This is a genomic window from Psychrobacter immobilis, from assembly GCF_904846285.1.
GTDB lineage: Bacteria > Pseudomonadota > Gammaproteobacteria > Pseudomonadales > Moraxellaceae > Psychrobacter > Psychrobacter immobilis_D.
This window is the reverse complement of sequence record NZ_CAJHAD010000040.1, coordinates 1-9,297: the sequence shown is the minus strand read 5'-3', so window position 1 is coordinate 9,297 and position 9,297 is coordinate 1. Positions and strand designations below refer to the sequence as shown.

At 32.6% G+C, this 9,297-nt stretch carries 4 protein-coding genes; 1 reads left to right on the top strand and 3 read right to left on the bottom strand.

Features of this window, described 5'->3' with window-relative positions:
• Window positions 1–118 precede the first annotated feature (118 nt).
• On the top strand, window positions 119–202 hold the full coding sequence (locus JMX13_RS13835) for a helix-turn-helix domain-containing protein (protein ID WP_227686335.1): 84 nt from the start codon (window positions 119–121) through the stop codon (window positions 200–202).
• A gap of 53 nt (window positions 203–255) precedes the next feature.
• Here JMX13_RS13835 and JMX13_RS13165 read toward each other — a convergent pair whose 3' ends face one another.
• From JMX13_RS13165 to JMX13_RS13155, 3 genes are all read right to left on the bottom strand, one after another.
• On the bottom strand, window positions 256–1,947 hold the full coding sequence (locus JMX13_RS13165; protein WP_227686334.1) for a DUF262 domain-containing protein: 1,692 nt from the start codon (window positions 1,945–1,947) through the stop codon (window positions 256–258).
• Between the two features lie 248 nt (window positions 1,948–2,195).
• On the bottom strand, window positions 2,196–7,400 hold the full coding sequence (locus JMX13_RS13160; RefSeq protein WP_227686333.1) for an ATP-binding protein: 5,205 nt from the start codon (window positions 7,398–7,400) through the stop codon (window positions 2,196–2,198).
• On the bottom strand, window positions 7,387–8,400 hold the full coding sequence (locus JMX13_RS13155; RefSeq protein ID WP_201613245.1) for a ComEC/Rec2 family competence protein: 1,014 nt from the start codon (window positions 8,398–8,400) through the stop codon (window positions 7,387–7,389). Before JMX13_RS13155 ends, JMX13_RS13160 begins: the two co-directional genes overlap by 14 nt.
• Window positions 8,401–9,297 lie beyond the last annotated feature (897 nt).

The window sequence follows — 9,297 nt, the reverse complement described above, 5'->3', positions numbered from 1 at the left end:
TTGTATGGGCATCTCACAACTCCATTGTATTCTTGGTCGAAAACAATAGATTAGTGAGGTGCTCTTCTTTTTTCAATCACTTTCGAAGTTGAGAGTGGGGTTAAATAGTCAAAATACTATGACAAAAGATGAGATAGCTAAGGCGTGCGGTGTCGGGGTTGCTACCGTCTATCGAGTGCTGAGAGAAGGGCTGAACTTATAAAGCATTTATAAATATTCATCCATAGGATCGTGATATGGATCATAAACTTATTTTTATAGCTCTTTCATGATAAACTCAATAATATTATTTTTCCTCTCTTGAATTAAATGCCTTGTCCAAATTTTCTTGTCTATAGTCATCCTTTGAACTTCTCGTTGCTGTTCCAAATGAGTATAGCTGTCACGTTTTTCCAAAAAAGGTCTATTTCCAACCGAGCAGTTATGTGATTTTGATAGCAATAAATAATTACCTAAACAGTCGATAAATTGATTGTTGAAATCATCGTCATAATTGTCATACCCACCTTCCGGGTTTTCTGTTTGCGGAGCAATGTGTTCTAATTCAGGTTTCAATATCTTGTCAAAACGTGTAGCTGTATAACCGTTTTTTCCAAGACTTTCTAGATGGTTTTCGTACTTCCAAAGCAAGTATTTTGCTGTTGAATGATTGATTTTACCCTGAATTGAGCGTTCTAGTTCCTCATTATTCCAATATGATGACCACCAAGAGTCTGAAGAAACAGATTTCATCCATTCTATTCGATCAACAATAGGTTTGATATTGGAACTATCAATCTTAAATTCTTGATAAACTTTGTTTAGACGTGAAGTCAAATCTGCTCTTGTTCCAATAAGTCTATGACGTAGAATCATTGACTCTAATTGCTTGCATAGTTGATTAATTTGGTTGGTTGGCAATCCAAATTTATAAGCTTTAATTATAAAAGGCATGGCGATACCCGTACCGCCAAGTGTCATTAGTGAATGAATTTCAATATTCTCTCTTTCATCCTTTTTCAAGAAAGTAGTTAAGCTTTCGAAGCTTGTATCGAGAGATTTTGTAAAAGACTTGATAAAAGAGATTGAGTTTTCTTCCGCTAACACCTTGTTAATTTTATCATCGGTATTAGATTCCCAAAGAGAGTTAAAGTGAACTCGAAGAGTATAAGCTAATACATCATCTTCCTTAATACGGTACTCTATGGATGAAATGCATTTGTAAATTTTTTCGAATCGCTCTTTAATTTCGTCAAGTAAGCTTTCCTTTTCTTCATTGCCGTATAGATGTATGTTGAACATAAATTGAGCTTTAATAACTTCTAAATTAGAGGGTTTTTTGCCTCTATTGTTCTGAAAGATGAACATTTGGATTGCTTCAGACTCGTCCTTTACGGGATGAGTTGTACAAGATGCATTTTGAACTGTATTCAACATTTTCAATAAATAGGTTTCGTTCTTACCTACTAAATATAAATTAAAGAAATCAAAAGCTGCTACTATACGTTTAGCAGATTCAGTTGAAAGACCATTGTGATCTGTCTTAGTTTGATCGATTACATAGTCTTTAAAAAGCTGCTTATCATAATCTACAGTTTCAAAACGATAGGTAGACTTTCTGATAATCATATCTTCTTTCGAGATTTCTTCATCTTCAGTGAGTGCTCGAAGAGATTCAAGCTTTTTAAATAAAGTCGAAAGAAAAATAATAATTGTAGTCAATCTCTGTTGGCCATCAATTACACCAAATTTACTTTCTGGCTTTTCTTCAAAAAGAAAATGTCCGAAATAATATTTTGATTTTGTGTTACTTCGGTTGTAGTCTTCTAGGTCAGATAAAAAAACGTTTATTTGCTTGGGTGTGTTAGAACTTTCAAACTCTGTCTCCCAAGAATAAGCTCTTTGATATGTTGGTACGAAAATTCGATTGCCTGATAACATCTGTTTGATTGTAGTCGATGCTTCCATATCTCTATAAACCTCTAATTAATGTGTGTTTTAGTAGTATAGTCAATCTAAAATAAGGTTCGTACATCTCATATCATGAATATTTACATTCAACATCCTATGATTTTAAGATCATCCAATATGAAATTTATAATTTCATTGTGTACCTAGAGAAAATTGAGTCTATGGAAAACTGATATGTAAAGTGGTAAGCAATTAGATAAAGCGATAAAAGTCATTAGCTCTATCTGAAATTCTAAATCTATAGTTCATGAGCTCTTCACATCTTGAAAAAACTCATTTTGTTGAAGTGCAGCACTCCTTCGATCACCATGATCAACTAGCCAATCAATAATTTTTAAGAACTTTTGTCGTAATTCTATTGGCATAGATTGTTCTTTTTCTATGAAAGCTTGTATAAGACTAGATATTTTATCGTGTATTTGGTCGTTCCAGTTCAATAGCTCATCTAATAATATTAATTCTAGGATTTGATCAGCATAAACATTTGATGGATAGTTTTGTATAGACCTCTCACACAATTTCAAGAATAAGTGAATGATATATTCGACCCAACCCACAGCTCTTATATATTTATCAATTATAGGTAAAATTATAGTAATTTCAGACCAATTACCATTCACAAATCTACTTGATGAAGGCGCTTTTTGATCAATTGATACAAACATTAGTGATTTCGCAATGCGAGGTAATTCAGTGCCTGAAATCTGTCCAGCTCTATAATTTTTTTTATCAAAACACGAGGCACTTAGAAAACGATCCAAACATAAGTCTAAAATATTTGATACTTTATTGGGCATGCTTTGTGCATCATAAACATAATGACAAATATAATTTTCAATGAAAGGATAAAGTAACTCCCAACAAGCATCAGTTTTTAGACTAAGAATTGGTGCAAGGAACTGAGATTGAATTTTTTCCTCAGGAAATATTCCAATAACTCTAGCTAGGGCACTAGATAGGCTATAACTCCATTCATACATGCTATCTTTACTTCCGGACCTCTGACTCTCTTTAAACCAAGAAGGTTCCTGCCTTTCAATCGTCCATTTTAGACAGCTTTCTAAAAAATCGAGAATATAGATCTGAGACGAATTATGAAGTAATTCTTCAGGTAGTAGTTTAATAACTTTTCCTGCGAATTCATCATCCCAATGATTATCTGATTTTACCCATTTTGGCTCATTTTCATCTTTGTCCCACCATTGATTATAGGCTTCTGCAATTTTTCTATTTCTATCATTATTACTTTGAATTGCTTCTTCGTCCAACTCTACCCAAGGAGTATTGGGTATTGGTAATGCACACCACTCATCCTGTGATTTAAAGTAATTATCGAGATTTTCATGTATATGATTCAATTCTTGTTCTACTTCTGGATATTCATCCAATCGATGTATTCGATGTTTGATATGGTTTTTACATAGAGCAAATGAAAGATATGCAGCAGCCCAAGTGTACTTAGGATATATCTCAAATAATTTAAAACATTCTTTTAATGCCAATAATGAAATCTCATGTGATGGACTTGCTACGATATCTAGAATATCACTAAAAGTTGAATCACTAGAGGACTCCTGAATAATTTCATTCACCAAAGCCTGTGCAAGAAATTTCTTCGGATGAAAAGTTAAAGATGCAGGCGGACAATCTATTTCATAAGAACTGTATGGTAGTTGGATTACTTGATTAATGATTTTACGAGCCCATTCTAGATCATCTTCTTTCCTATCTACTCTAAAGAATAAGACCATGGCAGCTAATGCACTAAAAGCACTTTGTTTTGCACTTTTAGATATATATAAATTATTATGGACATCATAAGAATCAAGGAATAAGCTTTTTTCTTCTATGCTTGTTAAGAACTCAAGGACTGACTCTATAGTGTAGTTATTCTGAACTTCATTAGCTTTTAATGACTTTTCAGCCCATAATGCGATGCAAGAGCATAATGCAGACTCAGTTAGTTGCCTACTCTCTTCCGATTCAAGTTGCTTTTGATCATGAGGGTGACTAAAAGTAAAACTGAATTGATTCTCAGCAATTTCTTCATAAGAGTAATTATCAAGATTAACATATTCAGCATAAAAATTAGCACGTTCTTCCAGAAAATCAATATTAGAATCCTCTGTCTTCTCCTTTTCAAAACTAAAAGGAAGATCTGCTTTGAAATCGGATACTTTATCTCTCGTAAGTTCACGAAATTTAGGATCTATAAAGTAGTTTCTCAATAAGAATTGTAAACTTGATTTATGACCTTCTCTATTATAGTTATTTCTGACTGCTTCAATGTCTTTTTGATATCTTGTTTGAGCTGTGAAAGATGTTAAAGTTACACTCGGTTCCTGTGAGTCTTGCTGAAATCGATAATTATCTAATTCTAAAACTTTAAAATTAGTAACAACTGGAAGTATAGAACCCGAAATAATTTGCCTATTTAGAGCTAAAACACTCATTACACCTAGAATCGCTACTGATTCATGTCCTGATGTAATTTTTTCAATAAGTTCATCAAAATCTCGCCCCTTTTCTAGTTGATCGAAACACCAATTTTCCAACGCCATGTAGGCCGATGAAATAGCATTATTTATCCAAGTAGGTTTTTTCCAAATATATTCTTTTTTATTTCCCCAAAATTCTTGCATTTCCCAAGGAAATTCGATGATAGTTGGTAAAGGTACTTGTTCAGAAATTTCACATAGTTGTTTCCACGCTCGAATAGCATGGTTAGATAAGTTACGTATTAGCTGTAACCCATCATCTTCTGAATGGTTTAATAAGGAAAAAAACGGTTCTCTTAGAGGAGAACTTGGACAGAAAATTCTTGACTCATATTTGATCGATAAATTTTCCCAATCGTTACTCTGTATCTGTTGATATGGTGACTGATGAAAGTACAATGCACGACGATCAATATTTAATTGTTCCTTCTTGGATCTTTCGTCTTCAGGCTTAGCTAATAACTCTTGAAAATATTGATTAGCTCTCTGATATTCAGTCTCTTCACGCTCTATACATGTTTTGGGCAGTTCATCTAGTAAAAATTTTAGAGTTAGATCAACAAGTAATTTTGGATGATGCTGAGTAATAATAGAAGAAGCACCTACTATGTGAACGTATATTTCCTTGGATACTTCACTTTGTGAAAGTAAAAAATTTAGATAATTGTCAATATAGGATGGATCTGATTGAGTTGAAATCAAAATCAAATTAATTAGCCCGAAATGGAAATCTTTTAAGTTGACTATTTGCCCCCAATTACCAGTACTTTCTCTTTCAGATATTTCTAAAAGCCATTGAACTGATATATCTAATACCATTTTCGACACTTTATTTGATGGGATATGGATACCTACATATTGCCAAACCTCAAAGTTTTTTAATATTTTAGGATAAACCTTAGGCGTAGTGCTTGGAATTACTTTAACAATATACTCTAAGAGTGTTTTCCACAGTAAAACATCAGATGGCCAAGGATATTGAATAGCCATCTCTAATTTATCAGCCTGTTTTAAGAATATTGGATTGGCTTTTGTCTTGTCTGCTTGAAACCATGTCAATAATTTATTAAAAAGATCAAAATCGTTTTCGAGTAAGGATTCTGTATACTTATTGCTCAGCTCGATGAACTTAGGATGTCCTATTGGTCCAATCACCCATGCTCTTAACCATTGAGATCTTAGCTCTTTAAATTTTGGATGTAATAAATGATTACTCCACTCCCCATCAATAAATTCTCGTTGAGCAAGTAATTCTACAACTCTAGCTATAAAAGGGGGTTGTCCAAAGCTTTCGATTTTGCTTAACCATTCTTTTTCTTCTTCCAAAAGAACATAAAGTAAAGACCACTCAAAAAATATATCATGTGTAAAATCAACGGTAGAGATTTTAGTGTTTACACGAACTATTCCATCTACTACTAAGCTATCTAATGCGTCTATTGGCTTAATTTTTGTGCGCTTGACACCATTACTGAGATTTTGAGACTTTATTTCAGAAATCGTTTTTAACAAGTCTTGTCGATTATATATATCTTGACCTGTTGCATTGAACCCTCCTCGTTTCCACCATTCAACTATCAAATCTAATTCAGATTCAGGTTCAAAACTATTATCATTTAGACTTGTTAAAACTTTAGCAAAAAATGGACGTCTGATAATATCCTTCACTTTACTATCACTAAATAACATTCTACTAATACTAGGGATTCTTTGGGCTAACTCATTACACTCATCATCGTTTAGAATATCTACATTTAGGGTTTGAATAGATATGTTCTTTAAGAAAGTGCCGACCCATACTTTTAACGGTTCAAGCCCTGTATCTCTTAAAGTGGTAACAATTTTCCAATTAGCCAAAGCGCTATTATTTAAGACTGTACGAATTAAGTCTACAATAATAGGTTTGCTATTTTCACTAATTTTATCGATGCCATCGATAAATACAATTGGAACTCCTCCAGCCGCTTCCAAACTTATTAGCCACTCTGAAATCGAGAAGCTAGGTAGTCCATTTCTATGGATATATTCTAACCAGTTATTACTTTCAATGAGTTGATTTGACTTTATAAATAAAAATGGAAAATCATTGACTTTAGACTCCACGATTTGTCTTAACAAGACCGACTTTCCTGTGCCTGACAAGCCCGTAATTTGTATAAATCTGCCCGAATTTAATTTTCCTTCAAATTTTTTGTGTAAAGTAGGCCTAGATAAATGAATCCCATCAATCGTATTAGCAACTAACTCTAAGCTCTGTTGGCTAACAGCTTTAATTCTTTCTAATTCTGGTATGTAAAATCTTTGATCAAAAACTTCACATTCGAAAAAGGTATTGATTTCATTGAAGTTTAATTCGTCAAGATTTTCTGCTCCAAAATCATTATGATTTTCATTATGAATAATAAGTGCTTTGGCTGTTGGGTGGTTTTCATGATTTGTAAAAATTACTGAGCCTGAAATTCCTTCAAAATTATCTTCTTTTTCTATTAAATTAGGAGTTGGATCAGAATATAGGTTGTAATAAATAAGTGTATCAACGACTCTGGGCACGTCAAATACTAATGGTGTTACACCAACATCTCTACTATTAAAACCAAAACTCACATAGTAATCACTAATGCTTTTTTCATTGATAATTAAAGTATCATGAGCTGTTTCGGTTACATTGATAATTGCTAAATCTTTTGCTTTATCATAATAAATTTTCTCTATTTGAAGAGCAGCCTCGTTGCTGTTATTTAATAACTGAATTCCCTTAGTGTCAAATTCTTGCGGACAGAGTCTACAACAATCTTTAACTGCATTTTTGATAAGGTTACAAGTGTTTCTTAACTCACAAATACTATGCTTAGATGTAATAACAAATGATTTTCGGTCATCAAAAGACTTGAAAAAGTATCCACTGGACTCACTATGTAATGTTTTAACTTGTATAAGATTATTTGTATTCATAGTGAATCGTATTTACACCATCAGTAGGATAGGTTTCGTTAATATCGAAGTTAAGATTTTTACATTCTTCAATTTTTGCTAATAAGTTAGAACTATTAGAGCTTAAATGAATATCTGGGTTATGATCCAAACTTAATATTCTAGCTAACGTTACATTATTAGGGTGGTAGTTATTTGTCTCATTGTTTGCACATAAAATATATTCAGACTCTCCAATAAGCTCTAGTAATTCAGTACTTGTATTTCGTTCACTACCATGGTGAGAGAGCTTTACCACATCAAATTTATGTTTTTCAAAACCCGCAATTTTCAAACCTTCAAGTACATCTTTAGCATGAGCATCACCTAGGAAAAGTCCCGAGAAGCTTCCGAACTCAACAACTAAGCCAATACTTGATTTATTGGTGATCGAAGGATCACTTTTAAAAACGTCTTGATCAGATTGTATGTTTTGTAATGCTTCATAAAGTGATATTTCTTCAGTCTTTAAGCTTGAAATTTGTTTTTGTCTTTTATTTTTTTCTTCTTTAATAGTGGAATCATTTAGCATTCTTTCTAAAGTCGCAACTGTTGGTGTGATTGCATTTAATTTGATATCCCTATGTATAAAAGACACAGAATCTCTTGTTAAGCATTGAACTTGAATCCCTCTTTCTTCTAAAAGTTTCTTTCTAAGAAGATGATCTTGACTGTATGAAATCTGTTTCTGTGCACTTTTGATAATATTTGGAATATCTTGAAGGCTATTGAAAATAATAGTACCAATCTTAATACCTGTATCAAGTAAAAACTCATACCCCCCAATGTGATCATCATCATTATGGGTGACGACTGCTATATCAATAGTACCACGTTCACCTAAAAGCTTCGCTATATTGGCAAGTACATCTTTACGAACCTTGAATGATTTTGGACCACAGTCAATCAATATTTTCGAATGATCGAAATCAAGAAGGATGCAATCTCCATGAGCCGCATCTATTACATGGATTTTTAACATTCAAGACTCACATGGAAAATAACAATTTGTAGGTATTCTATCTGTTTTCATTAAGAATGAAACCAATTTTCAAACTAAAATTGAGAAGTTTATTTTTTATGCATTGGGTAAGTATGAGAGATATCGAATCTAAGTTCATGAAGTAAAGTTCTAAAAGGTATGCAATATGATAAAAAATCTAGAATATCCATGAAGTTCATGAATGGTAAGTAATTTATTTTCTAAAAATAATAAATATTTATCAATAAAAACAGATATTTATGTTAAATAAAATCGATGAACTCTATTTAATATAAACATAAAGCAAACTAGAGCTACCTGATATTAACTTCATAAACCCATAACTAAACAGTAAGTCATTAATTAGTCTAGCTCCTGATTACTCAATCATAATATATTATCTACTTAAATAATCATTATGATCGTCATTAGCATAGTTACTAACTGATATGTCTTGAAGACTTAATGTCCAGAGTCTTAATTAGTCCTAGTTCGCTCGTAGTCTACGATTAACTTATTAAATCAATCTATCAATGACCTCTTATAGACACGTTGTAGGTACAGTAATTTTAATACTCATTTAAAGTTAGTCTGTTCAATGAACTTGTTCTACTCATCACTGCTAAGCTTACTACCTTAATAATGTACATAACCCCTTTGCATAATTTGTCATTCCTAATTATCACCTAATAATCAAATCACTCATCAATCGATTGTTGATAGCTTAGCCAACTTCCTCATTGATGCGAATGTGCTTGAACTATGTTAGGTACAGAAGTATTCGCCACCAAGTGACAATCAGATTAAAGTAAAAGCAATAATGAACCGCCCCGAGTATATCGGAGAGTGATTTACTTGAGTCAGGCAGCAATGCCTGACATGATTAAACTATCATAG